Genomic DNA, 25,318 nt, shown 5'->3' on the forward strand with positions numbered 1-25,318 from the left:
TGAATAGGTAAAGATAATACTTTCAACCTGTTAAAAAACGCTTGGTGATTCTTTCAGATAGGTCGTGGTTAAAAGTAAGCCACGCAATAATCAATGAAGCACTTACTGGTGCCGAAGGAGTTTACCTTGGTTGATTAGCAATTGAACAATAACTACTCTATTAGAAGAGTGGCGGTGAAGTCAGTAAAATCGGTTAAATGTTTTTCCACTGATCACAATATCCAGATTAAGCACCGCATAGTCGTGCACCGCAATGTTACGAAAACTCACCATTCCTTGTAAGTTTTCAGCTAGCGAAACCGGAATTATCTGGCGCTCTGCCAACAAAGTAAATAACTCTCGGCTGATTTGAGGTACTCCTAATTTGCGACTCTTCACTACGTGAGAGGCTATATCAATACACGCCTGGCAAGCTCGCTCTAAGTTAAGAATCACAGCATCTTGCTTAGTGAAATTAGTACGAAACTCCGTATCATAATCTTCTTGAATATGCCGAATGCAGCGTTCAACGGTGGCTGCTTTGTTAACTATAACATCATCTGCCATAAATAGTCCTCGTTCTTTTAATTTCCTCTAAAATGGGTTTGCGGTCATCATTTAGGGTAAGATAGAGCTGATAAACCTTCAGCTTCCACCAAGCCATCTCGTTTTCATTATGGCAGTAAATACGTTCTCCTGTGCTTACTACCTGAAACTGTACTACGGTAGAAGCCTGCTGCAAATCAACCAAATCGACTTCGCGCCCCAACAATTTGGCAAGTTGCTGAATGATCTCCCGGCGATGGACTGGTTTTAGCTGCTGGGAGCCAAGTACCGCTATATCAATATCACTTTCAGCGGTTACCTGCTGCTGCGCGTAGCTTCCGAATAAGTAGATTGCCCAAGTGTTGGGTAGCAAGGGTAGTAAGTACGATGTGATTTGCTGGTTCAGAGACATCATTTATTGCTAGAATTCGGTACTAAATTTGCACAATTCAAGATAGCCAATATAAACTATTATATCATGAATACTCTTCAATACCAAACCCTCTTCTTCTCGTTAGCTTTGTTAGTACTGCTGGGTTGCGCTCAGAAAACGGTAACTCGCGTAGATACTAACTCAGATATTGACCTTTCCGGTCGTTGGAATGATGCCGACTCTCGTCGGGTGGCCGAAGCTTTATCCGAAAGTGTATTGTCCAGTGCTTGGCGGGGTGACTTTGCCCAGCGAGAAGGCCGTAAGCCGGTGGTCATCGTCGGGCTGATTACCAACAAAAGCCACGAGCATATCGAACCGAGCACATTCATCAAAGATATTGAAAAGGAAATGGTTCGCACCGGTTTAGTACGGGTAGTGCAGCACAATGAGTTCCGGGAAAAGCTGCGGGAAGAACGAGCCGACCAGCAGGAGTTTGCCTCTCCCGAAACCCAAAAGCGTTGGGGACAAGAGTTGGGTGCGGACTACATGATGTTCGGCACCATCAACTCTATAGTGGATAGTGAAGGCCGACGGCAAGTAACTTTTTACCAGATCGATTTGGAACTAGCTCATCTGGAAACCAATGAACTGGTTTGGGTAGATGGCAAAAAAATCAAAAAGTATATTGTCGGTTGATATAATAATGATGGATGATTAATGAGTAATGATAAAAAATCTGATTAATCATTATTCATAATGAGAACCCGAATTTCCATAGCGTTCCTAGCTTTATTGCTGAGTGCTTGTGCTTCGTACTACCGTATGAACGAGCGGTTCAATCGGTCGTTTGAGGATGGCGATTTGGAGCGGGCAGAGAAGGTGCTGGCAGGAAACAAAAAGGCACCCAAAGGAAAGGCCCAACTACTGTACTACCTCAACCGGGGAGTGGTGGCTTCTATGCAGGGAAATTTTGAGGATAGCAATGATTTCCTGGAAAGAGCCTACGAAGTGGGGGAAGATTTGCGGAATAACTACTGGAATGTTGCTACTTCATTACTGATTAATCCGATGGTGGCTTACTACACGGGTGAAGATCATGAGCTACTGCTGCTACATTACTACAAAGCCCTGAACTATCTCCAGCTAGGTAATACCCAGGCTGCTTTGGTTGAGTGTAAGCGCATGAATATTAAGCTTACTAAGTTTAGTAGTCAATATAAATCTGGGGCGAGCAAAGGGAAGGTGAAATACCATAGGGATGCGTTCATTCATACGCTAATGGGAATTATTTACGAAGCTGATCGGGATTACAACAATGCCTTTATTGCTTACCGCAACGCCGTAGATATTTACCAGGAAGATTACCTACCCATGTTCGGATTGGATGCTCCCGAGCAGCTACAGCGAGATTTATTACGAACAGCCCACCGGATGGGCTTTACCAATGAGCTGCAACGCTACGAGAAGTTATTGGGTAGAAAGTACAAGGCTCAGGCCACTAGCGGAGGAGAATTGGTATTTTTCTGGAACAATGGATTAGGGCCAGTAAAATCAGAGTGGAACATAAACTTTGCCTTGATTCGGGGAAGGGGTGGAGCGATGGTATTTCAGAATGATGAGTTGGGTTGGAATTTTCCGTTTGCTGTAGATAGCGACGAGGAGTACGAAGAAAAAGGGCTAGACGATATAGAATTGGTACGGGTTGCGTTCCCAAAGTACGTTGAGCGTTCTCCGTACTTTACCAAAGCGCAACTGCAATCATCATCGGGAACCTCCCGAAAGCTGGAACTAGCCCAAGACATTAATAGCATTGCGTTTCATAGTTTGCGACAGCGTATGTTTAAAGAGTTTGGTATATCTTTACTAAGAGTAGCCCTGAAGAAGGCTGCCGAGTACGGGGTTAGATCCGAAAATGAAGATTTGGGAGCCATTATTGGTCTAGTTAACGCCCTGACTGAGCGGGCTGATACCCGCAACTGGCAAACCATTCCCCACAGTATTAGCTACACCCGTTTATCTTTACCCACCGGTGAACAAAGTGTGAAACTACAATTAAGTCAGTCTAATGCGAATGCCCACCAGCACGATTTCACCTACACTATTCGTAGAAATCGAACTACTTTTGGAACCTTTCACTCCTTAGAGTCAACTTCAGCTCTCTTCCCGTATCTCTCGTACTGATTGTCTGGCGCAGACTATACTCACTGTTGCGCTGCTTCCCCACTGGCGTAAAGCTGCGTCCTCACTCCGAAGGTAAAATTTCGGTAATTACCCAAACAGGCTGTCTGGCATGGTTCTTTTACTGTAGTAGAAAACATAACTTTCTAACTATCAACATATTGTATATCCATGAAACTGATTATATCCTTAATAACCACATTATCATTTATCGCACTGTTGGGCTGCAACACCAATAATAACCAAAGCGAACGGGCTACAACGACAGATTCTTACTCGGCAGTAGATATTACTGAGCAGAAAATCTTTGATGATATTAACACGCGTACTGATCTGAACCAAACCAGTGCCAGCGAAGAAGCAAACGTAACTGAAGATAGCGAATCAGCCAGCAGTACGTATACCGAAGCCGAGATGGTAGAAGAAGTAGTGATGGTGGATACCGTAGCGACCAACATTGCTTACGACGTAAACCGCCGAACCATTGAGCAGGTAGATACGGTAGGAGCCACCAAAACCTACGAAGTAAAGCGAAAAATCATCAAAAAGAAGATTCTGGTTGATACGGTAACCGAGACTGTAAGTAAAGAGCAGCAAGTAGAATTTGAAAAAGGCAACTATAAAGTGCTGAATGAAAAAGTAGTACGGGATACAGTGAACGAGCGTATTGAGCATACAACTAGCTCTTCTCCTGCAAAATCAAATCCGGCGGAAGATCAAAACGTGCAGCTCCAACTTGTTAAGAGCACTAATCCGAATAATCCGGCTCAGCTAGATGAGATGGAAAGTCCTGAACAAAAAGTAGAGGTTGAACAGCTATCTGAGAAAGAGATTGAGGCTTCTTCTACCGAAGCAAATATGGAAAATGAGCGCAAAGCTCCGTCGTATGAGCCAGTGCAGTCAGATACCACTGAAACAAGTGAGGGTAATTCATAATAAGTAATTCATAGGCTAGCTAAATATGAGCAACCTGCTGAGGCGGGTTGCTTTCCTTGTGTTCAAAGTGTGTAAGCCGAATTGTTGATACCACACTGATCTTTTCCATCATCGATATGAATACCTTTTTTACCATCGTAGGTTTTGGCTTATTCGCTTTTCTAGGTTACTGGGCCTGGCAACAGAACCGTCCGGCGTACCGAGTTCCTCGCAAATTTCCTCCCGAGTGGCGCGAACTGCTACAAAAACACATTCATTTTTACCAGAACTTGGATGCCAAAGGGCGACGGCGTTTCGAGAGGAAAGTCCGTAACTTTCTGCGGCAAGTGCGTATTACCGGGGTGCGTACCAAAGTTACCGACCTAGATCGACTACTCACAGCCAGTAGTGCCGTTATTCCCCTCTTTAGCTTTCCTCGTTGGAACTACACCTATCTCCACGAGGTGCTATTATATCCATCCGCCTTTGACCGAAATTTCTCTACCGAAAATCCCGAACAGGTAATTACCGGAATGGTGGGTAACGGTCGTAATATGGAGGGGGTGATGATTTTGAGTAAGCATAGTTTGAAACAGGGCTTTGCAAATACTACCGATAAGCACAATGTGGGTATTCACGAATTTGTGCATATTCTGGATAAGCAAGACGGTGCTATCGACGGTGTTCCGGGAGAACTTAACGATCGGGAATACGCCAAGCCTTGGCTACAACTCATGCACCGCGAGATGGAACGTATTAGAAAGGGCAAGAGCGATATTGATGAATATGCCGGAACCAAAGAGGAAGAATTTCTGGCGGTAACCAGCGAATACTTCTTCGAGCGCCCTAAACTATTCAAGAGTAAACACCCTGAGTTGTATAAAATGCTGCGTAAAGTGTACCATCAGGATATGGCTAAACGTTTACGAAATCCTTTTCGCAAGCCCAAACGTATTGGCCGAAATGACCCTTGCCCTTGCGGATCAGGTGAGAGGTTTAAAAAATGCTGTATGAATAATTGATTTGGCTAGGTTTTTATAACTCGGCTACTCAGCATTTCCAACCTTTAATTCAGTACGCCACGTCTTCACTGAGGTAATTAATCAAAGTATTCTTTGTGTGCAGTATTGGCTTCGCTTGTTTTCAAAATAAAAGCCACTCAATGAGCAGCTTTATTTGCGAGTCGAATTTGGGTTACTGTTGTTTTATATTTTTATCGGCGGTAGGCCGTTGCGTGTCGATTGAATAGTTTACGAAATCTACCATGACCAATCTTTGAGAACGGAACAGTGTCTCGAGCTATACGTTCGTTTAAGCGAACAGTCTCTGCACTGTAAGGAATAGTTACGTTTTCCTGATCTACTAATAAAGAAGCGGGGATAATGTTGTTTATTGTCGTCATGATTTTTAAATTTTTGGGTAAATGTTGTTTTAATGAATAACACTAATACTAAGTCAAGGGCTGTGCCAAACCTAAAAACTGCTTAAATTTGCTAAAATTGGCACTTTTAGGTTTATGGATTGTCCGGTATCGAACACTTCTTGTACAGTGGTGAACGCTTTCTTGGACTACTATTTTCTTTTGTATCTTTATCAACACTAACCGACACAAACCTATGTTGAAACGTACTGATATTGTAGACGGCCCTGGCAGTGTGTTTAAAGACTATGGTCTTATTTACACCTGCTTATGTGGCTGGATTGATCTGGCTCAAGCCCGTCCAACCAATATCAGAAACTTATGGTCTAAGCTTGTGGGCGAAGCAGGGGTACGTAGCCTTAAGCATCCGGGGTTTAAAGTGCAGTACAGCCAACCCCCTAGCCGTTATTCCAAAGGTGTTACTAAAAACTACTACGTTCGTTCGGGCTTATCATCAGTAGAGCGAGAGTCGGTTACGCTGGCCATCTATATGGAAGTTGCCTACGGATTTCAGACGGTACAATCAGATTTCCCCTACGGATGGACGGCCGACGGTGGCTTTAGTGCTGAAAATCTGGTTTCTAACATTATTGGTTTTTATCGGGCGGTGCGCCCCGGTCGCGATTATATTTCTATGTGCCAGCCAGTTTCTAAAGAAGCTGCTTTAGAAGTATGGGATGCACAAAGTAATGTAGGTAAAAAAAGAAGCCGGTTCTTCGGTACGTATATTTACCCAAGTATTGCCTGTGGCATTAGCAGTGGCCCAATGTCGGCTCCGCTCCCTAACTTCTTGACTGGTATCAGTCCTGCGAATAAGGGGCCGTACTTCCACGACTGGGATAAAAACGAAGAAGGGGTGTCATAACTAAAGCTGTACTCTTCCTGGTATTTGATCTCTCACCTCAGCGTAGTCTTTATTCAGATCTCGAGCAAGAACTGAATAGTATACGTCTTTTGTTAATGTACCTTTTTTACAAAAAACGCTGATTTTAGCCCGGCGATAACCCTCTCATAATCTAGTTGTAGTACTTGATTTAGTTCTCCTCTGTAGAAACAGGAGAATCTCAGTTGAAAACGAACCACTTCTTAACATGTAAAATTTCTGATAAAAGAAAGATTTTATATGTTAATTAATTGTTAACTTTATGTTAACTTTTATTAATACTCAAAAGGAGGGTTTGCTATGGTGCGATTATACATTTGGGGAATCACTTTATTTTTTACAGTTTCAGTTTCTGCCCAACCCCTGGCGGTACCAACGTATTCAAATCTGCCTGCTGTACCTACACCTAAGGCAAAAGTATCGTCGGAGTTGTTTACTCAGTTCGTAACTATCCAAACTGCTACTAATTCGGCCAATGTCCAACAGCAGTATCTTACTCTTCAGCGTACTACGCAACATCTGAACCGAAAACTGAAGAAGTCGAAATCTACTGAGCAGTTTCTCAAGTACTTTTTCTACTATATTCATCGCAAGCATTTAAAAAAATACGAGAACTACGCCACCTTAGGTGATTTGCTAGGCTCAGGTAAATACGACTGTGTTTCGGGTACCGCGCTGTATGCCCTGTTGCTAGATGCGCTTCACATCCAATTCTCAGTGCGGGAAATGACCTATCATATGTATTTGGAGATTCCACTTAACAACGGTATTGCTATCATTGAGAGCACCGATCCACTGGGCGGGTTCGTTGTGGGTGAAGCTGCTGTGGCCAAACGCTTGGCTCAATATCAAACCGAAGAGGCTGATTCCACTATTTACCCTCAACCCATCCAAGCTAAGGTTGGCATGGAAGAGTTATTGGGTTTATCATATTTCAATGCGGCAGTAGATTGCTACAATCGTTATCAATTCACTCCGGCTCGCCAGTATCTGCGCCACGCCATTCGCTGGTACCCCGCCGACCGTATGTACGCTTTCCAGGCAATTGTGGAAGCAGTAGCTGCCCGGTAAGGCGTTACCCGGTAAGGCGTTCCGATAATATAGAGTCTAACCCCGTAAGTCGCTACTCGGAAGTCTTGCTGGATTAAGGTTTTTCTGGTGATTCTGCTATATTTACTTTTTTTGCTTCATATCACCAATTCATGCCATATTTACTGTTGTTGGTTCCACTACTAATTGGAATGGGAGTTGTAGTGCAAGCCGGTGCTAACACCCAACTAAGCCAAATGCTGGCGAACCCCTTCATTGCTGGGTTAATTTCTTTCGTGATCGGTACGCTCTGTCTCCTCATTATTAATATTGTAATGCGATCCGACTTCTCGGTGTTAACCGTGCATAACATCGCTCAGACTCACTGGTGGATGTGGCTGGGTGGATTAATGGGAGCCTTCTTTATTACCTCAGTCATTGTAATAGCGCCTAAAATTGGTCCCACGCAACTGTTTGGCCTTATCATTGCCAGTCAGCTTACTTTTTCTGCCGTGGTGGATCATTACGGTTGGTTAGGCTTTCAGGCACAACCTATTAATATCAAAAAGATTGTAGGAGTGCTCTTCCTAATGGCTGGTACGTTTCTCATTCAATGGGGAAAACGTTGAACGGAATCCGGAAACCGGATAGAGATGAAGAAAGAGTCATCGCATAATTTTTCCGGTCTCCAGATTTCGGTCTCCGGTCTCCGTTTAAACTTATCCATTCATTAGATTGTAGTACATTTACGGAACTGTATCTGTACCATTATGAATCTGGAAAAACTGGCTGAGCAACTTCAAGGAGAGTTATTTACCGACCATGCTATGCGTACGCTGTACGCTACGGATGCGTCGGCTTACCAAGAAATGCCTCTGGCCGTAGCAGTTCCAGAAACCGAAGCCGATATTGCTACGCTTGTCCGGTTTGCGAATCGCTACCGTACTTCATTAATTCCGCGGGCAGCCGGTACTTCCCTGGCCGGGCAGGTGGTTGGCAATGGTATTGTTGTGGACATTTCTCAGAAGTTTACCGATATACTGGAAGTAGACCTGCACGAACACTGGGTGCGGGTGCAACCTGGGGTTATCCGCGATGATCTAAATAAATATCTAGAAAAATACGAATTGTTCTTCGGTCCTGAGACCTCCACCGCCAACCGCGCCATGATTGGAGGCATGATGGGTAATAATTCTTGTGGTTTGCATTCACCCATCTACGGAACTACCCGAGAGCACGTGTTAGAAGTTCGTGCCATTCTGAGCGATGGTAGCTTCACCGAGTTTAAGCCCCTCACTCCCGAAGAATTTGAGAAAAAATGCACGGGTGAAACGGCAGTTAGCGAACTGGAAGCCAGTATTTACCGTCAGCTACGCGATCAGCTTTCCAAAGCGGAAGTACAGCAAGAGATTCGCCAGCAATTTCCTCGCCCCGAGATTAAACGCCGCCGGAATACGGGCTACGCCGTTGATGTGCTGCTAGATAGTGAAGTATTTGGTGGAACCGATGTATTCAATCTCTGTAAGTTGCTCAGTGGTTCCGAAGGTTCACTGGCATTTATCACTGAGATCAAGCTAAACTGCTTGCCACTGCCTCCCAAAGAAATAGGGTTGGCCTGTCCGCACTTTCATTCTATTGACGCAAGTTTACGGGCTAATATTATCGCGATGAAGCACGGTGCCGGAGCTTCGGAGCTGATGGATCACCATATTATTGAGCGCACCCGCGCTCACCAAGAGTATCGCAAAAATGCCTACTTCATTGAGGGTGAACCCAAAGCGGTGCTGATGATTGAGTTTGCCCGCGACACCCGCGAAGAAGTTGATGCTGCTATTGAGGCCATGTACGCTGAAATGAAAGCGGAGGGCTACGGTTATCACTTTCCGGTGCTCTACGACGAAGATACCAAGACTGCCTGGAATGTACGTAAAGCTGGTTTAGGTTTGTTAGGAAATGTAGTCGGTGATTTTAAGGCGCAACCAGTAATTGAAGATACTGCTGTAGCCGTAGAAGACTTACCCGACTATATTGCGGAGTTTAATGAAACACTGGAAAAATACGGACTATCCTGCGTTCACTATGCCCACGCGGGCGATGGGGAACTACATTTACGCCCAATTCTGAATTTAAAGTTGGAAGAAGGAAATGCAATGTTCCGAACCATTGCTCAGGACATTGCCAATTTGGTAAAAAAATACCGGGGCTCGCTAAGCGGTGAGCACGGCGACGGGCGACTGCGAGCCGAATTCATCCAGCAGATGATTGGCGATAAGAACTACGAACTAATCCGGGAGATTAAACACACCTGGGATCCCAATACTATTTTCAATCCTGGTAAAATTGTGGATGCTCCGCCCATGAACCGCCAACTTCGGTACATGCCCGATCACCCTACTCCCGAGATTGAAACCGTACTGGACTTTAGTCAGAACCAAGGTGTTTTGCGGGCTACGGAACAGTGTAACGGCTCCGGCGATTGTCGCAAAACCCACTTAAGCGGGGGAACGATGTGCCCCAGCTACATGGCTACCCGTCGGGAGAAAGATACTACCCGCGCCCGCGCCAATATTCTTCGTCATTTTCTAACCAATTCCAACCAATCGAATCGTTTTGCTCACGATGAAATCAAGGAAGTGATGGATTTGTGTCTGTCGTGCAAGGGCTGTAAAGCCGAATGTCCTTCTAACGTAGATGTAGGCAAAATGAAAGCAGAGTTCTTGCAGCATTATTACGACGAAAAAGGAATTCCGCTACAAACGCGAATCATTGCGAATTTCACTAAACTTACGGCGCTAGCTGCTTATACGCCTCGTCTCTACAACTGGGCCGTCACGAATCCGCTTATCGGCGGGGTAATTAAACAGGTAAATGGCTTTGCCCAAAGACGCTCGCTACCGTTACTTCATAAAACGACCTTACGCAAATGGTACGATGCCCAGCAACCTATGGTAAGCAGCAGTGGCTTATCGGTGAGTTCACCCGAAATACCCACCGTTGTTTCCGAAGCTACCAAAGGTAAAGTGTACTTCTTTTGCGATGAGTTCACCAACTACAACGACACTGAAATTGGCATCAAAGCAATTCAGTTGCTAGAGAAGTTGGGTTACGAAGTAGAAATTCCGAAGCATGAGGAAAGCGGACGGACGTTCCTTTCTAAAGGGTTAATTCGGCAGGCACAGGGCATTGCCCGAAAAAATATTGCTTTACTAAAAGATGTAGTAAGTGAAGAAACTCCCATTGTTGGAGTAGAACCGTCGGCTATTTTAACCTTGCGTGATGAATACGTAGACCTAACTCGGGGCGAGGAACAACAAACTGCCCAGCGTATTGCAGCGCATACCTATACCTTCGACGAGTTTATTGCCCGGGAAATTGACCGAGGAAATATCACCAAAGATGACTTTACCACCGAACCGCGGTTGATTAAGCTACATGGTCACTGCCACCAAAAGGCGTTGTCATCAATGGTGCCTACCAAGAAAATGCTGACGCTACCTGAGAACTACCAAATGCACATGATCCCTTCGGGATGCTGTGGTATGGCGGGTTCGTTTGGTTACGAGAAAGATAAGTACGAAGTATCTATGCAGATTGGAGAACTAGTGCTATTTCCTATTGTGCGCGAGCAACCAGAAGAGGTAATTATTGCGGCTCCCGGAACCAGTTGCCGCCATCAGATTAAAGACGGTACCGGTCGGGTTGCGCTCCATCCGGCGGAGGTTTTGTACGATGCATTGAAGTAGGAAATGCGCCCTCAGTCTTTACCAACCCCAGGTTCCTGCTCCGCCCTTGAATGGGCCGACGATTTCGGAGGTAATCCAGCCACCGTAGAAGTCCCCTTCTTGGGATTGCACTTGCTCATCGCCTACGTAACAAGCTTCCATTCTGCTGGGGTAAAACGCTACGTGATCTTTTAACCCTTCGTAGCCTTTCACGGGGTTGGGGTAAAACCAGGCTGCGGCCGGAGCTTCTTTTTCATCTACTCGCACGGTGTAGTAAGCCGCTCTTCCCTTGAACTCGCAGTAGGTCGTCTGAGGAAGCTGATGCAAAAATTCCATCGTAATATCTTCCGGTGGAATGTAGTATACCGGAGGGTGACTGGTTTCCAGTACTCGCTTAGCCCGATTGGTGTCGGCAATCACGGTTCCGTTAAAAACCACCCGCACATGCTTACTTACATCTTCCACCCGAGGCGGACGCGGATAATCCCACACAGATTCCTGTCCGGGTTTTGGTTTAATTCGTTTCATCTTGAGTTTCGTTGAATAGCTCGTTTAGCCAACTTGCAAACTGCTGACAGAGTTTAGTATCAATATCTAAATAGCGAGTAGTAGACTGACCGAGAGGAATGCCAGGTTTATCTTGCCAAGCAATCCAGGTATGAATAAGCGCTTTAGATCGATGCACTTCCTTGTAACGCTGAATTTCTTTCTCCTCTAATGCTTGTAAAGTTTTTTCGGCAAAAACAAGGCATTCGTCATTCTCAGGCACTAGAAGCCGCATAAAATCCTCGAGCATACCAGGGGTTTGATTGTCAGGCATGAGCCATATACCAATCTTAGAAAGCCCCAGTTCAGGGGAAGGGAGAATGGCTCCATCCGCAGGAGCAAATTCGGGCATAGCGTAGCCTAAAGGTGATAGTCTATTTTTAATTTGCTGCCAGCGATCTTTGTTCTTGTTAGGATCAGCGGTATCTCTATCTATTACAACTCCTAATGACTCTTGCCCTGATTTTTTTGCTTCTACCAGAATAGATGTTAGTAGCGTATCAACATTCTCACTCTCTTCTTTATTTCCCCTCGGCGAAATTTCGTAAATGTCTTCCATACCGAACTTTTGACGCAAAGCCAGCATGACGTGATAATCATCTTTTCCTTCAACGATTAGTAGCTTACGATGAACTGCCATCAGCGAGTCTCAATATTTTGGTCAGTAGCAACTTCCAGTTCTTCAGGGCTATAAAAAATTGGCTTGATGACTTCGCCGAGTGCTGGATCGCTGAATTTTTCTAGCCGAAAATACTGTCCTTCTGACTGATTGCCATCGTTCAGCACATTTTCAAACGCTCGGATACAATCATTACTGTGCGTAGTAGCAAACACCTGTACGTTAAGCTCTTTTGCCAGTTTGAAAATCATCCGCCACAAATCTTCCTGGACGGTGTAATGTAAGCCATTTTCAAATTCATCGATGAGCAGGTAACGCCCAATTGCATTTATCTGAGCTAAGACAATTGAGAGAATTCGGTTCATACCGTCTCCCATACTTTTTAGAGGTAATACCTCTTTTCTATTTTTGAGCTTTACTACAGCTTTTCTAGTCCTATCATTATCACCTACAAAGCCAAGTTTCTCCACATTTGGCTCAATTATTTTGAGAGCTTTGATTACGTGATCCTCTCTATCAGTCAATGCTATATTATCCCAAAGCTTAGCATTTTCACTCTCAAAATCACTAGTTGACCTCACAAATTGAGAATCAAACTTATCTACAAATAGCTTATTTAGCTTGGCTCTGTAATTTGCTATTGGTTTTGATAAAGGATACAAAAGATATGGTAGATCTTTCCATACTATTTTTAAGGCTGGTTTGAGTTTATTCTGATGTTTAATACGCTCCTCCTCATTTTCAACGATATGTAGATACTTTGGCAGAGATTCATTGTTATATACCCTATTTTTCTCGCCGCCGGTTTCTTCCCAAAATTCTACTATTTCTATATTTACCTTATTGCTATGATTTTTGTCCTGAGAAAATTCGCCAATTTGAATACTAGCTGGTAAATCAAGGATTCTGTTGTGAAACAATGAAGTAAGATGTTCGAGATTAACTTCATACTCATCGTTGGACTTACCACTATTATCCTGAATTTCTCCCCGGTCTTTTATGATTTGGTATATTTCCTCTACACCTCCTTTCGAAGAATACAGCCAAACCGCTTCTAACAAAGAAGTTTTTCCAGTATTGTTTTTACCAGCGATCAAATTTACTCGAGCGAGTTTCTCAATCTCCAGACTTTTAAGATTACGGTAGTTTTTAATGCCCAATGAGTTTAGCATAACTAAAATTAGTGGCTTATTCTGCTTTGTAAACGTTTTAGAACGCTAAGTCGTTTAATCTGCCGCTGTACGCTGCTATTTATCCCTCTCCTTCACTTCAATCCCCAGTTCATCCAACTGCTCATCGGCAATATTTGACGGAGTGTCAATCATCACATCGCGACCGGCGTTGTTTTTGGGGAATGCAATGTAGTCGCGGATAGAGTCGGCTCCGTCGAAGAGGGCACACATGCGGTCGAAACCGAAGGCAATACCGCCGTGGGGAGGAGCACCGTACTCAAAGGCATCCATCAGAAAGCCGAATTGCTTCTGGGCTTCTTCATCGGTAAAGCCTAGCACTTGGAACATTTTCTTTTGCAGATCCCGGTTGTAGATTCGGATAGAGCCACCGCCAATTTCTACTCCATTAATTACCAAATCGTAAGCATTGGCCCGTACTTCGCCTGGGGCAGTATCTAGTTTCTCAACATCTTCTGGTTTAGGGGATGTGAACGGATGGTGCATGGCGTAGTAACGCTGCGATTCCTCATCCCATTCTAGCAACGGAAAATCTACCACCCACAGTGGTTTGTACACGGACTTATCACGAAGATTTAGTTCGGAACCCAGGTGCAGCCGTAGTTCGGATAATGCTTTTCGGGTAGGGTTTTTGTCGCCGGAAAGAACCAGTAGTAAATCTCCTTCTTTCGCCTGCATAGTTTGCATCCACTGTTTTAGGTCATCCTGACTATAAAATTTGTCTACCGACGATTTAAACGTACCATTGGCGTTACACTTTACGTAGACCAAGCCTTTGGCACCAACTTGCGGGCGTTTTACAAAATTGGTTAAAGCATCTAGCTGTTTGCGAGAGTATTCAGCACAGCCGGACGCAACAATTCCGACGACTAGTTCGGCACTGTCAAATACATTAAACCCTTTGCCTTGAGCCACTTCATTTAGCTCCACAAAGCGCATTTCGAAGCGGGTGTCGGGTTTGTCATTACCATAGTATTTCATGACATCGGCGTAGCTCATTCGGGGAAATGCATCCGTGATCTCCAGACCTTTTACTTCCTTGAATAGATGCTTGGTCAAGCCTTCAAACGTACTCAGAATATCTTCCTGAGTAACGAATGACATCTCACAGTCAATCTGAGTAAACTCAGGTTGGCGGTCGGCTCGTAGGTCTTCGTCGCGGAAACACTTCACAATCTGGAAGTAGCGGTCGAAGCCAGAAACCATCAGTAGTTGCTTGAACGTTTGCGGCGATTGGGGAAGGGCATAAAACTCGCCGGGGTGCATCCGGGAAGGCACTACAAAATCGCGAGCCCCTTCGGGAGTGGATTTGATCAGCACGGGAGTTTCTACCTCAATAAACTCTTGAGCGTCCAAATAGCGACGAGTTTGCTGCATCATGCGATGACGAAGCTGAAGCTTCTGGCGCACTTCGTTACGGCGCAAATCCAGGTAGCGGTACTTCATCCGCAGGTCTTCGCCCCCATCGGTATTATCTTCAATGGTGAACGGAGGCACTTTAGAAGGATTCAGTACCTTTAAGTCGGTAACTTCAATTTCAATATCTCCGGTAGGCAAGTCAGGGTTTTTAGAGTAGCGTTCAATTACTTTTCCGCTGGCTTTTAGCACATATTCTCGGCCTACATCCTGCGCTTGCTTAATTAGTTCGTCGGCAGTTTCTCCGTCTTTAAAAATTAGTTGGGTCAGGCCGTAGCGGTCGCGTAGGTCAATCCAGAGCACCCCACCTTTGTCGCGTTTGCGCTGCACCCATCCGGTGAGGGTAACTTCTTCATTAGCGTTTTCTAGTCGTAATTCTCCGCAGGTGTGCGTTCGTAGCATAGTTTCTTAGTTTAAGCAGTGAAGAGTCATCATTCACTTGTTTTGTCACTCGTCAATTCACTATTGGTATTCGTTTATGGTAGTTTCGCTCAACGTAGGCAGTCTAAGCGAAAACTGAAATTCAAAGTTATGCTAATTTTTTTTGGTCGTCACGGCTTTTTTTGAATTTTAATATGGCTTATCTTTCCCTCATAAAAGCCAGTCTGCTTCAGCTCCAGAGTTATGCTTAACCAGTATTCAATTCGCCGGGCTGAAATCACCGTCTATTATCACCTGTCGCATTCATTGGTTGTCTTGCTAGATTACTACAACTAACTAGACCACTATGCTACCTACTACCACCATGTTTCGGATTCCGAAGCAAACCGTTTTTCTATTCGCTTGGGCATATATGCTGCTCGGAGGGTCAACCGATGGCTACGCTCAAACGCAATTACGATCATACCAGCAAATTAAGGCGGTGCTTAAGGAAATTTCAACTCAGAAAAACCAGATCGTTCGGAAGTATTACTCCAGCACCCGCGATTTGCAACTGGCTTATAAAAAACAAATATCGTCTAGAAACGCATCAGCAAGTGCAAATGATACTTTAGCGCTGGAGGTAAAACTACTGCGTGGGGTAGCTACTGACCAAGAATTGACTACGCTGGATAGCCTGGATGACTTACAACAACAATTGGCAACACAGCTGAAACGAGTGCCCGATCAAGGCGGAGTGTACGATACGGTAGATGAACTGCCACAGCCCAAAAAGGGGATGGAAGACTTTTATCGTTATATTACGCAAAGTTTACGCTACCCCACCCGTGCCCGACAGAAGCAAATTGAAGGTAAAGTTTACGTACAGTTTGTTGTCAACGAATTTGGTAGTGTAGCCGATGCCAAAGTATTAAGGGGGCTAGGCGAAGGCTGCGATCGGGAAGCTCTACGGGTCGTTCATAAGTCACCCGCCTGGAAACCCGGAAAGATTGATGGCAATGCGGTGCGCTCGCGGGTTATTCTGCCAATCACTTTTCAATTACGGCAAGAAGGGAATGGTGACCCATTAGAAAACTTTGTAGTAACCACCAACAATCGGGCGCAATCATACGAAGAAATTAGACGCACCCTGCTCAAGATTAATCGGCTTAAGGCCGAGATCATGCAAAGACACTACACTAGTTCCCGCGACCTACAGTTGGCCTATCAGGCTCAGGTAGAACAAGCCTCGGCTGAGGGAGAAGAAGTTGCTGCGGATATTAGCTTGCTGGAAGGAGTGCTAACGGCGGAGGATGTAGTCCGATTGACCCGACTTGATGAAATTAGTAGTAATCTGCGGGAAAAGCTGAAGTACTACCCCAATGCCGACGGAGTATACGAAGTAGTAGATACCCCTCCGCAACCAGCCGATGGCTACACTGCGTTTTATCAGTACTTGGGCAAGCACCTACGTTACCCAGAATCAGCAGTGGAAAACAACGTACAGGGAAAAGTATACGTACAACTGATTATTGATAAAAACGGTGAAGTGTTGTCGCGCACTATCCTGAAAGGCATTGGTTCGGGCTGTGACCGAGAAGCCCAGCGGGTGCTAAAAAGAATGCCCAATTGGAAACCAGCACTTACCGATGGTCAACCTGTGCGGGCAAAAGCGATTGTCCCCATCAGTTTTAAATTAGGCGAATGATCCATAAACTGAACGTTTGGATATTACTTTTTCAACTAATAAGTTACCCACTGTCGGCTCAAACCCTATCTCATCAGGCAGAGATCAGCCTTCTTACCTATTCACCTAGCAAACAGCTCTACACCGCTTTTGGGCATAATGCCATCCGAGTAAAAGACCCTGCAAATTCGATGGGCGGCATTCCGCTGGACATGGTGTACAATTATGGTACATTTGATTTTAACGAGCCAGGTTTTTACCTCAAATTTATGCGGGGTAAGCTCAATTATAGGCTGAGTGCTTACAACTTTCGCTACGTAGAGTTGGAACAGCAACAACGGCAGATGGACGTACGGGAGCAAGTTTTTGATCTAACGCTGGAGCAGAAGCAAGCACTGTTTGACTTTTTGAACGAGAATTTGCTACCTAAAAACCGCTTTTATCTGTATGATTTTTTCTACGATAACTGCGCTACCCGCATTCGGGATGCTTTTGAGGTAGTGTTGGACGAATCCTTCCAGCTAGACACCAATTTTATTGCAGCCGAAAATCGTAAAACTTTCCGGCAGCTAGTTGACGAGTACATGGCTCCTCAGCCCTGGGGCGACTTCGGTATAGATTTGGCATTAGGGTCACAAATTGACCAACCCGTTTCGCCCTACCATTACATGTTTCTACCTGATTATCTGGCAAAAAGCTTTGACGGTAGCACATTGACCCGGAACGGGCAGCAAATTCCTTTGGTGAAGCAGAATGCGATCATTATGACTGGGAGGCAAACTGCGGATACTTCTCTTCCAACAACAAAGCCCCAAACGGACGTTCCTCGCTGGGCGACACCTCGCTGGGCGACACCTCGCTGGGCGACACCTCGCTGGGCGACACCCCGCTGGACTTTCATCGGCTTATTTGCCCTATTTCTTGGTTGGACAATTCTGACTCGTAATCAAAAAACCGTTCATTGGCCGGATATTTTACTGTTCGGTGCAATTGGATTACTAGGCTCTCTTTTATTGGTTCTATGGTTAGCTACCGACCATCAGACTACTAAAGAGAATTGGAACCTGCTATGGGCACATCCGCTGCATTTGCTTACGGCTATACTTTTTACTCGTAAACAGTTAGGTATTGGCGTAAAGCTTTATTTTCTGATTAGTGGTTTCTTTTATCTAGGGCTGATTGCGGGATCAGAGGTAATTCCACAAGAATACCATCCGGCAGTAATTCCACTAATTGCTTTAATTGCGTTTCGCTACTTTTATAAGTATCATCAGGGAGAGTAGGAATTTCCCGCTTAGTATCGTAATTAGTGTTAACAATGTTTAGCTCCTTACCTATTCAACCATGCGTGCCCGTATCCGATCTCTATTTCTGCTGATTTGTATTTTATTGACGGTGGCCTGCCAGTCATCGGAGTCACCCTCCGTTGAGACCACTCTGGTGGATTCGGTGTCGGCGGTCAGTAGCTCGTACATTCCGCCTGCCTTTCAGGATGATAAGCGTAAGGAACAGTTGCAGTCTATTGCCCCGAGGTTAAAGGAACTTATGCAGCAACACGCCGACGACCGACATATTTCAGGCGTTGCCTGGGGCATTGTGGTGGATGATGAACTAGTGGTAGCCGATGCCTACGGACTGGCTAACCGGGAAGAAAATATTCCGGCTACAACCTCCTCTGTATTTCGGATTGCCTCTATGACTAAAAGCTTTACAGCGATGGCGATACTAAAATTGCGGGATGAAGGGAAATTATCACTACACGATCCGGTTACCGAACATATCCCCGAAGCAAAAAATCTGGAGTACCTCACCTCCGACGCTCCGGTAATGGCTATTGAAAACCTGCTGACTATGACTGCCGGCTTTCCCGAGGATAATCCTTGGGGTGATCGCCAACTAGATGAACCCGAACAAATGCTGCTGAATTTATTGCAGCAAACTCCCGCTTTCAGCAATGTACCCGCTTACGAATACGAGTACAGCAATACCGGATACGCCATGCTGGGCCTGATCGTGCAGCGGGTATCTGGGCAACCCTTTGGCGAGTACATCCGCGACAATATTTTCCAGCCGCTGGGCATGAATGATACCTACTGGGAAGTTGATCGGGTACCCGACGATAAGCTGGTGATTGGCTACCGTTGGGCGGATAATGAACACAAACTAGAGCCGATGTTGCACCACGGTATTTACGGAGCTATGGGCGGCTTACTCACGACCATTGAAGACTTTCGCAAGTACGTCAGTTTTCATTTATCAGCCTGGCCTCCTCGCAGCGAGGAAGATGATGGTCCGGTGAAGCGAAGTACGTTACGAGAAATGCATACCCCCCAATACGCGCGATTGATAGCCGAAGCCATCGACTGGAACGGCGAAACTTGTCCGGCGATGGTAGGCTACGGTTACGGACTCGGTATCTTGGAAAATTGTAAGGGTACCGTGCAAGTGTCGCATGGCGGAGCCCTTCCGGGCTTTGGCAGCAATTATAAATTCTATCCCGAGCTGGGTATTGGCTTTATGGCCTTTGGTAACCGAACCTACACTGCACCCTGGCCGTGGGAGGAAATCTTAAAACTGGTATTTAATGAGTTTGATCTTCAGCCCCGCGTGCTTCCGGTTTCCGAAACCCTAGTCGAGCGGAAAGAAGACGTGGTGAATTTGATTCAAGACTGGGATGAGCAGACGGAAGAAGGATTAATAGCTGAAAATTTCTACTTGGATCGATCCAAAGAAAAAAGAAAAGCGGAGGCGGTGAACTTGCTAGACAGTGCGGGAACCATTCAATCCGTGACCGAACTCACGCCACAGAATCAGTTACGGGGAAGTTTTAAGATACAGGGAGAAAAGGGCGACATTCAGGTGTTTTTCACGCTAAGTCCCGAATCTGATGCCCGCTTACAGGCATTATGGCTAGATTTTGAAAGAAATAGTGAGAACTAATTCTGAGCTGGATGGTACTAAGAAAGATCAACTAGCTTGAACCCTTGGCCGTGTACGGTTAGGATTTGTACATCTTCGTCGGGCTTGAGGTACTTGCGTAGTTTGGCAATATACACATCCATACTGCGAGCGTTGAAATAACTATCGTCGCCCCACACTACTTTCAGGGCTTTAGTACGATCTACGGTCTGATTGACATTTTGGGCAAATAGCTTCAGTAGCTCCGATTCTTTAGAGGTAAGTTTGACTTCATGTTCGTCATGCTGTAGAATTCGCTTTTGGTAATCATAAGCGAATTTCCCGAAGGCATACTGGCTTTGCTCTGCATCTTCCGGTTGGGTGCGTCTCAGTATTGCCTGTATTCGCAGTAGTAGCTCTTCCATGCTGAAGGGTTTGGTAATATAGTCATCTGCTCCCAGTTTCAGTCCGGCAATAGTATCTTCTTTCATGGATTTAGCCGTCAGGAAAATCATCGGAATCTTACTATCCAATTGGCGAATTTCTTCGGCCAACTCAAACCCATCCATTTTGGGCATCATTACATCTAGTATGCAGATAGATAAGCTATCTTCTTTCTTGAAAGTGGCTAATGCTTCTTCGCCATCGCGGCAGAGAATGGTTTCGTACCCTTTTGCCGTGAGGTAATCATTTAAAATCATGCCTAAGTTCTGATCGTCTTCAGCCAGTAATACCTTCATATTCGTAGGGTAAATAAACGTTGAAGGTGCTGCCTTCACCTAATTTAGATTGTAGGGAAACCTGCCCGCCGTGAGCCTCCACAATAGACTGTACGTAAGATAAGCCCAGCCCAAATCCTTTTACATCGTGACGATTACCAGTGGGGGCTCGGTAAAATTTATCAAATACCCGGTTTTGTACTTCCCGGTTCATACCCATTCCCTGATCCTGTACTTCAATTACTAGTCCGTTGCGAGTGCTTTTGGTGCGAAGCGTTACCTGCGGAGCCTCGGGAGAGTACTTGTTGGCATTGTCAATGAGATTGGTCAGTACGTTGGACAAATGGTGCGGATCGGCAGAAACCGTAGGTCGATCAGCTTGCAAATCAGTACAAAGCGAGCCTTCTCGTTTTTTGATAGACGGAGTAGCGTTTTTCTCTACTTTACGGATAAGCTCATGCACGTCTATATCTTCTCTTTTCAGCGTGTAATCTTTCTTATCCAGCGACGCAATTTGTAGTACCCGCTCTACCTGCGAACCTAGTCGGGTGTTTTCTTCCTTAATAATCCCTAGATAGCGCTGCAAGATATTAGGGTTTTGCACCATCTGCTCATCCTGGAGGGCTTCTACTGCTAGCGAAACGGTAGAGATCGGAGTCTTCAACTCATGGGTCATGTTATTTATGAAGTCATTCTTCATATCGGACAGCTTCTTCTGGCGGAAGATAGTACTGATGGCGTAGTAAAAACAGTAGACAACAATACCAGAGAATAGTAGCGAAGAGAGTAGCGTCAGCCAAATTTGCTTGAGTAAGTACCAACTTTGCTGAGGGAACTCAATGTTTAGAAAGGCTCGTGAGGGCACAAAGTCATTAGGAAAAAGGGCTATTTGGGCATCACCCGGAAGAAACTCGGCAAACATAGGAGTGCTTGCCATCAGCACACTATCGGCTTCAGCATCTACCACGGCGTACTGGTAGGGTGTATGAATACCTCGGTCACCTAGAGCAATTCGTAGTAGCGTGTCTAATTGTTGATTAGAAACTCGGCTATGTACGGGGCGGCTGCCAGAAATCAGTTGCTGAATGGCTTCTTCAAACATGTTGGTTCGCTGCTCTAGCTTCCGCATCTGCTCCTGATATACCAGTACTGGGTGCTGGCTAAGATCAGGCGGACGCACTGTAAGTACGGCAGGCGAATCAGTCGGGGCTACCCCTACCGATACATCGGCTTCCATTCGCCCGTTAGTCTGGTTGTACGAATAAACAAACGACTGACTTTGCCTTCGCTGAATGACCTGAAACTGCGAAGAGAACCGGGAGACGGAACGGTTTCCTGATGGGCGGTTCCTCGCCGGGCGACGTCCCGCGGACTGGTAACCGGCAGGATATGCCCCGTTGGTATCTAGCTGTAGTACCTGCTGCCCAAAGGTCTGATAAGCCAGTTGGTAAGCTTCCTGCTGCTCTAACTGATTTACTACAGTATTCAGTGCTTCGTGTACATTCTGAGTGAAGCGTTGCTGATTGGCTTGCACAGTTTCGTTAATCCAGTATCCCTGGAAGCTCACCAGTCCGGTCAGTGCCACGCTCATCAACACTACAATTACGTATATCTTCCGTCGATTCATTTCTTAATTATAACGTACGAACCGGAAAATTGTCCCGATTTAACGTTTTTTAACAAGACGGATAGTAAGACAGCGTTTCTAAGACGAGACTAATCTAGAGGTTCTCACAACTGCGTATTCTTCGGCAGGAGTATTTCGGTAGTATTCCCATCCACTGAGAAACTGCCCTCGTAAGATTCTGAATTACCACCAAGAGCTTTCAACGTATACGAATAGTCTCCTGGCAATATATCTAAACCCCGCTGCCAGTATTTGTCAACCAGGTAAAGAGGAAGGGGTTGGTTATCGCTAAAATCACCACTAATCATCCATCTTTGTCGGTCGTCTCCTGCAACTTGGATGGCTACGCTACCAGCAGTCACTTTAGCAGCAAACTCGTCTTCTGAAATATTCAGCTTAGTAAGCAAGGTTTTTGCAAGCTGATGTCCCCGAAGTTTTTGTTCTTTCGCTACGATCTTGCCCTGCTCATCTATTAAAAAAGTAGAAGGGTAACTATCTATCCGGTAGCGTTCTATAATTTCTTGGTTACGTCTTCCTTGGTGAATCTGCGTCCAATCCAGTTGATTTTCATCTACAAATTTCACTAAGGTCTTTCGTCTATCGCTAGCAATTCCGACAATCTCAAACTGATCTCCGGCGAAGAACGTGTGGGCATCCTTAAGAAAAGGGAACTCGCTCCGGCAAGGACCGCACCAAGTTCCCCAGAAATCGAGTAGGGTTACCTTACCGTTGGATAACTGGTACCTTTCTCCCGAAAGGGAAGTGGTATCAATTTCGTAGGCAGTAGCTCCGAGCTGGGTACCTTGCCAAGCCTCGCCTTTAGGATGCTTTTCTAGCGTGAGTGTGTCACCAAATAGACTTACGTCCGTTATTTGGTACAGTTCCCCTCCCAGTTGAGCCATTTCCTGAAAGGCCAGTACCGAGTCGGGCGAGTACTTATGATGATAACGTTCTACCAAAGAATCTTCCACCACTACTAAAATATCATCTGTTTCGTAGGTTGGCCGATAAAACCCGTTACTTAGCGATACGTAGTAATCTCGATTATCTACTGCTACTTCCCCCCTACGGTACCCCAGCGTACCCACCCAAAAGCGATTGTGCGTGAGAGGATCAATCTGTAGTATTTGGTTGACCTCTCTTGCTTGGTTGCCATCGTATACATCAACAACTACTGGAAATACCGCGATCTGATCTCGATCAGAGTTAGGGGTGGCTGTCAGGGTTGCGGAGTCTTGCTCACTAAAAATATACACTTCCTCATCAGCAAAGTCTTCATCGTTGTTAGTGTCCACAATCACAATTTTCTGACCAGATAGATTATGGCCAAACGCAATGGCTATTTGTCCGTCAACCATCTCCGGAGTATACTTCGCCATTTCTTTAGGCGTTAAATCTTCTAACCACCGATAAGCCAGCGTAGAATCGATAAGCTGGTTATGGTAGCCCTGGTAAATCCACTGAACAAAGTCAGCTTCCCACTGCCCAATTTGAACCAGTGAATCCAGCTCTTTCGGCAGACCTATCACGTTTTCGCGTAAGGGAGCTAGTTCATCTTCGGGAGATATAGCGGATAAAGCTCCTTTTCCAGGGTAAAAAGGGCCGCTTCCCGCAACTTCATCTAGCACGACTACAATTTCATTAGGGGCTTCTTTGTTCTGGCAAGCCACCAGGATAATAAGGGCATACCATATGAGCGCGTTTTTCATAGCATCGGCGTAACAACTACCACTGGAATTATCCTAAAGTAGCAAGGAAAGAGGCGGTGGGCAACTTATCTTCTCACTTTCTTTTAACATCTTTTAACCAGCTTTAACATTTCTTCAACCCACTTTATCCTCAGAAGACACTACTTTTATAGAAGTAAAAAACCAATTGGAATTAATTGATATCTACACCAGATATGGGCAGAATAGCACTTACTTTATCGTGTTGTCTTTTAGTGCTGCAAGGGTGGTCTCAATCAGTGGAGAGCGCCATGGATAGCGTTATGCAGAAGTACGTTAATCAGGAAGAACTTCATGGCTGCGTTACCTATGTACAACAAAGTGGAAAAGTTTTACTTCGCCGATCTTACGGATTCAAGGACGTTGAACAAAACGAGGAAATGACTAATGATGCTATTTTCAACATAGCATCAATGGCGAAGATTGTCACGGCGGTAGGTGCTTTGAAGCTGTACGAAGAGGGGAAGTTTATGCTCGATGACCCGGTGAAAGACTATCTTCCGGAGCTAGGCAACTTACAAGTACTCGAGAATATGGGTACGGATTCGGCTGTACTGGTTCCTCTTCAACGGGATATTACCATCAGGGACCTTTTCCGCCATACTGCCGGATTCGGTTACGTACAGAACAAAGAGGAGGTCAAGGACGAAGTAGATAGCCTCTATATCGCTTATGAAGTTGATCTTAGTAACACCTCTGAAGAGTTTCTCAATCGCATTTCCCAAGCGCCTTTAAAGTATCAGCCCGGTAGCCAGTGGGAATACAGTTACTCAAATGATATTTTAGGTTTTCTGGTTGAAAGAATTAGCCAAAAGTCACTGCATGATTATCTAAAGGAAACCATCTTTATTCCGCTGGGGATGGAATCTACCGGCTTCTACATAAGTGAGGAGAACGCTAGTAGACTTACCAATATATACACTCATTCTGATAATCAGCTTCAGACAGTTGAGGGTCGTTCATCAGATCACTTTCTAACGAAGCCAACAATTTACTCAGGAGGTGGGGGTATGCCCAATGATGCCGGAGCACTGGTATCAACCGTAGATGATTTTGCTACCTTCTGCACCATGTTACTTCAGCACGGAAGCTATGAAAGGAAAAAAGTATTGCAGCCACCGACGGTAGAACTGCTGATTTCGGATCAAATTGCCGGTATTGAAGATCGTTCGTTTCCCTTGGCAGGATATGGTTTTGGAGTAGGTGTGAATAACCAACCCTATCACGGAAAAACTAAGGCAATAAGTTGGACTGGGGCGTACAACACCTTCTTCCTGATTAATTACGAAAGTAATTTAGTTGCTATATTTCTTACCCAGCATCACCCCTGGGGGTATTTAAATATCATGGGTGAGTTCGCTTCAGTCTTAGAGAAAACCATCCCTCAACATTAGCCATGAAAAAGTTACTGCTCATTTTTATTATTGTTATCCTGATGGCTTGTTTGTTGACAACATGATAATACGAAAGCATCTACACGCATG

22 protein-coding genes are annotated in these 25,318 nt (G+C 45.2%); 12 read left to right on the forward strand and 10 right to left on the reverse strand.

Translation table 11 applies throughout. The features are described 5' to 3' along the window. Nucleotides 1-180 precede the first annotated feature (180 nt). A complete protein-coding gene (gene hepT, locus P0M28_RS16465) occupies nucleotides 181-546 on the reverse strand; it encodes a type VII toxin-antitoxin system HepT family RNase toxin (RefSeq protein ID WP_302203583.1) in 366 nt (121 codons plus the stop codon). Beyond that, on the reverse strand, nucleotides 536-940 hold the full coding sequence (gene mntA / locus P0M28_RS16470) for a type VII toxin-antitoxin system MntA family adenylyltransferase antitoxin (RefSeq protein ID WP_302203585.1): 405 nt from the start codon (nucleotides 938-940) through the stop codon (nucleotides 536-538). The genes hepT and mntA overlap by 11 nt, the downstream gene beginning before the upstream one ends. 63 nt (nucleotides 941-1,003) lie before the next feature. On the opposite strand from mntA, the gene P0M28_RS16475 reads away from it, so the two are divergent. The 4 genes from P0M28_RS16475 (at nucleotide 1,004) to P0M28_RS16490 (ending at nucleotide 5,013) form a co-directional block, all read left to right on the forward strand. Continuing rightward, the gene (locus tag P0M28_RS16475) at nucleotides 1,004-1,594 is read left to right on the forward strand and encodes a penicillin-binding protein activator LpoB (RefSeq protein ID WP_302203586.1); all 591 of its coding nucleotides are present in this window, start codon (nucleotides 1,004-1,006) and stop codon (nucleotides 1,592-1,594) included. A 60-nt stretch (nucleotides 1,595-1,654) separates the two neighbouring features. Further along, nucleotides 1,655-3,079: a COG3014 family protein gene (locus P0M28_RS16480; RefSeq protein WP_302203587.1), complete on the forward strand. Its 1,425-nt coding sequence runs from the start codon at nucleotides 1,655-1,657 to the stop codon at nucleotides 3,077-3,079. A gap of 168 nt (nucleotides 3,080-3,247) precedes the next feature. Continuing rightward, entirely contained in the window at nucleotides 3,248-4,012 is a 765-nt protein-coding gene (locus tag P0M28_RS16485) for a hypothetical protein (protein WP_302203588.1), read from the forward strand. A gap of 116 nt (nucleotides 4,013-4,128) precedes the next feature. Next, nucleotides 4,129-5,013 carry a zinc-dependent peptidase gene (locus P0M28_RS16490; protein ID WP_302203590.1) on the forward strand — a complete coding sequence of 295 codons (885 nt, stop codon included), beginning with the start codon at nucleotides 4,129-4,131 and terminating at the stop codon, nucleotides 5,011-5,013. A 191-nt stretch (nucleotides 5,014-5,204) separates the two neighbouring features. Here P0M28_RS16490 and P0M28_RS16495 read toward each other — a convergent pair whose 3' ends face one another. After that, the gene (locus P0M28_RS16495) at nucleotides 5,205-5,393 is read right to left on the reverse strand and encodes a hypothetical protein (RefSeq protein ID WP_302203592.1); all 189 of its coding nucleotides are present in this window, start codon (nucleotides 5,391-5,393) and stop codon (nucleotides 5,205-5,207) included. Between the two features lie 214 nt (nucleotides 5,394-5,607). Here P0M28_RS16495 and P0M28_RS16500 point away from each other — a divergent pair, with 214 nt between their 5' ends. From P0M28_RS16500 to P0M28_RS16515, 4 genes are all read left to right on the forward strand, one after another. Then, nucleotides 5,608-6,276 (forward strand): hypothetical protein, encoded by a 669-nt coding sequence (locus P0M28_RS16500; protein ID WP_302203594.1) that lies wholly within the window; start codon nucleotides 5,608-5,610, stop codon nucleotides 6,274-6,276. A 318-nt stretch (nucleotides 6,277-6,594) separates the two neighbouring features. Then, nucleotides 6,595-7,365, forward strand: a complete 771-nt coding sequence (locus P0M28_RS16505; RefSeq protein ID WP_302203595.1) for a hypothetical protein — start codon at nucleotides 6,595-6,597, stop codon at nucleotides 7,363-7,365. 131 nt (nucleotides 7,366-7,496) lie between these two features. Continuing rightward, nucleotides 7,497-7,952 carry a DMT family transporter gene (locus P0M28_RS16510; protein ID WP_302203596.1) on the forward strand — a complete coding sequence of 152 codons (456 nt, stop codon included), beginning with the start codon at nucleotides 7,497-7,499 and terminating at the stop codon, nucleotides 7,950-7,952. A gap of 141 nt (nucleotides 7,953-8,093) precedes the next feature. Beyond that, a complete protein-coding gene (locus tag P0M28_RS16515; RefSeq protein WP_302203597.1) occupies nucleotides 8,094-11,066 on the forward strand; it encodes an FAD-binding and (Fe-S)-binding domain-containing protein in 2,973 nt (990 codons plus the stop codon). Between the two features lie 18 nt (nucleotides 11,067-11,084). On the opposite strand, the gene P0M28_RS16520 is transcribed toward P0M28_RS16515, so the two are convergent. The 4 genes from P0M28_RS16520 to aspS all read right to left on the reverse strand — a co-directional run bounded on the left by P0M28_RS16520 (nucleotide 11,085) and on the right by aspS (nucleotide 15,218). Next, nucleotides 11,085-11,573, reverse strand: coding sequence for a DUF427 domain-containing protein (locus tag P0M28_RS16520; RefSeq protein WP_302203599.1), 489 nt, complete (start codon nucleotides 11,571-11,573; stop codon nucleotides 11,085-11,087). Next, entirely contained in the window at nucleotides 11,560-12,231 is a 672-nt protein-coding gene (locus P0M28_RS16525; RefSeq protein ID WP_302203601.1) for a DUF3226 domain-containing protein, read from the reverse strand. Before P0M28_RS16525 ends, P0M28_RS16520 begins: the two co-directional genes overlap by 14 nt. Beyond that, nucleotides 12,231-13,382: an AAA family ATPase gene (locus P0M28_RS16530; RefSeq protein ID WP_302203603.1), complete on the reverse strand. Its 1,152-nt coding sequence runs from the start codon at nucleotides 13,380-13,382 to the stop codon at nucleotides 12,231-12,233. The genes P0M28_RS16525 and P0M28_RS16530 overlap by 1 nt, the downstream gene beginning before the upstream one ends. A 75-nt stretch (nucleotides 13,383-13,457) precedes the next feature. Beyond that, entirely contained in the window at nucleotides 13,458-15,218 is a 1,761-nt protein-coding gene (aspS, locus tag P0M28_RS16535; protein WP_302203605.1) for an aspartate--tRNA ligase, read from the reverse strand. A 325-nt stretch (nucleotides 15,219-15,543) separates the two neighbouring features. Here aspS and P0M28_RS16540 point away from each other — a divergent pair, with 325 nt between their 5' ends. The 3 genes from P0M28_RS16540 (at nucleotide 15,544) to P0M28_RS16550 (ending at nucleotide 19,803) form a co-directional block, all read left to right on the forward strand. Then, nucleotides 15,544-16,884, forward strand: coding sequence for an energy transducer TonB (locus tag P0M28_RS16540; RefSeq protein WP_302203606.1), 1,341 nt, complete (start codon nucleotides 15,544-15,546; stop codon nucleotides 16,882-16,884). Then, on the forward strand, nucleotides 16,881-18,146 hold the full coding sequence (locus P0M28_RS16545; protein ID WP_302203607.1) for a lipoprotein N-acyltransferase Lnb domain-containing protein: 1,266 nt from the start codon (nucleotides 16,881-16,883) through the stop codon (nucleotides 18,144-18,146). Before P0M28_RS16540 ends, P0M28_RS16545 begins: the two co-directional genes overlap by 4 nt. A 61-nt stretch (nucleotides 18,147-18,207) precedes the next feature. After that, nucleotides 18,208-19,803 (forward strand): serine hydrolase domain-containing protein, encoded by a 1,596-nt coding sequence (locus P0M28_RS16550; RefSeq protein WP_302203608.1) that lies wholly within the window; start codon nucleotides 18,208-18,210, stop codon nucleotides 19,801-19,803. Between the two features lie 17 nt (nucleotides 19,804-19,820). Here the strand turns inward: P0M28_RS16550 and P0M28_RS16555 are convergent, their stop codons facing one another. The 3 genes from P0M28_RS16555 to P0M28_RS16565 all read right to left on the reverse strand — a co-directional run bounded on the left by P0M28_RS16555 (nucleotide 19,821) and on the right by P0M28_RS16565 (nucleotide 23,816). After that, entirely contained in the window at nucleotides 19,821-20,501 is a 681-nt protein-coding gene (locus tag P0M28_RS16555) for a response regulator transcription factor (protein ID WP_302203610.1), read from the reverse strand. After that, entirely contained in the window at nucleotides 20,482-22,107 is a 1,626-nt protein-coding gene (locus P0M28_RS16560) for a sensor histidine kinase (protein WP_302203611.1), read from the reverse strand. Before P0M28_RS16560 ends, P0M28_RS16555 begins: the two co-directional genes overlap by 20 nt. Nucleotides 22,108-22,211: 104 nt before the next feature. Continuing rightward, nucleotides 22,212-23,816: a TlpA family protein disulfide reductase gene (locus P0M28_RS16565; RefSeq protein ID WP_302203612.1), complete on the reverse strand. Its 1,605-nt coding sequence runs from the start codon at nucleotides 23,814-23,816 to the stop codon at nucleotides 22,212-22,214. 269 nt (nucleotides 23,817-24,085) lie between these two features. On the opposite strand from P0M28_RS16565, the gene P0M28_RS16570 reads away from it, so the two are divergent. Continuing rightward, nucleotides 24,086-25,228, forward strand: coding sequence for a serine hydrolase domain-containing protein (locus P0M28_RS16570; RefSeq protein ID WP_302203614.1), 1,143 nt, complete (start codon nucleotides 24,086-24,088; stop codon nucleotides 25,226-25,228). Nucleotides 25,229-25,318: the final 90 nt, after the last annotated feature.

The sequence above is a fragment of the Tunicatimonas pelagia genome (genome assembly GCF_030506325.1).
GTDB lineage: Bacteria > Bacteroidota > Bacteroidia > Cytophagales > Cyclobacteriaceae > Tunicatimonas > Tunicatimonas pelagia.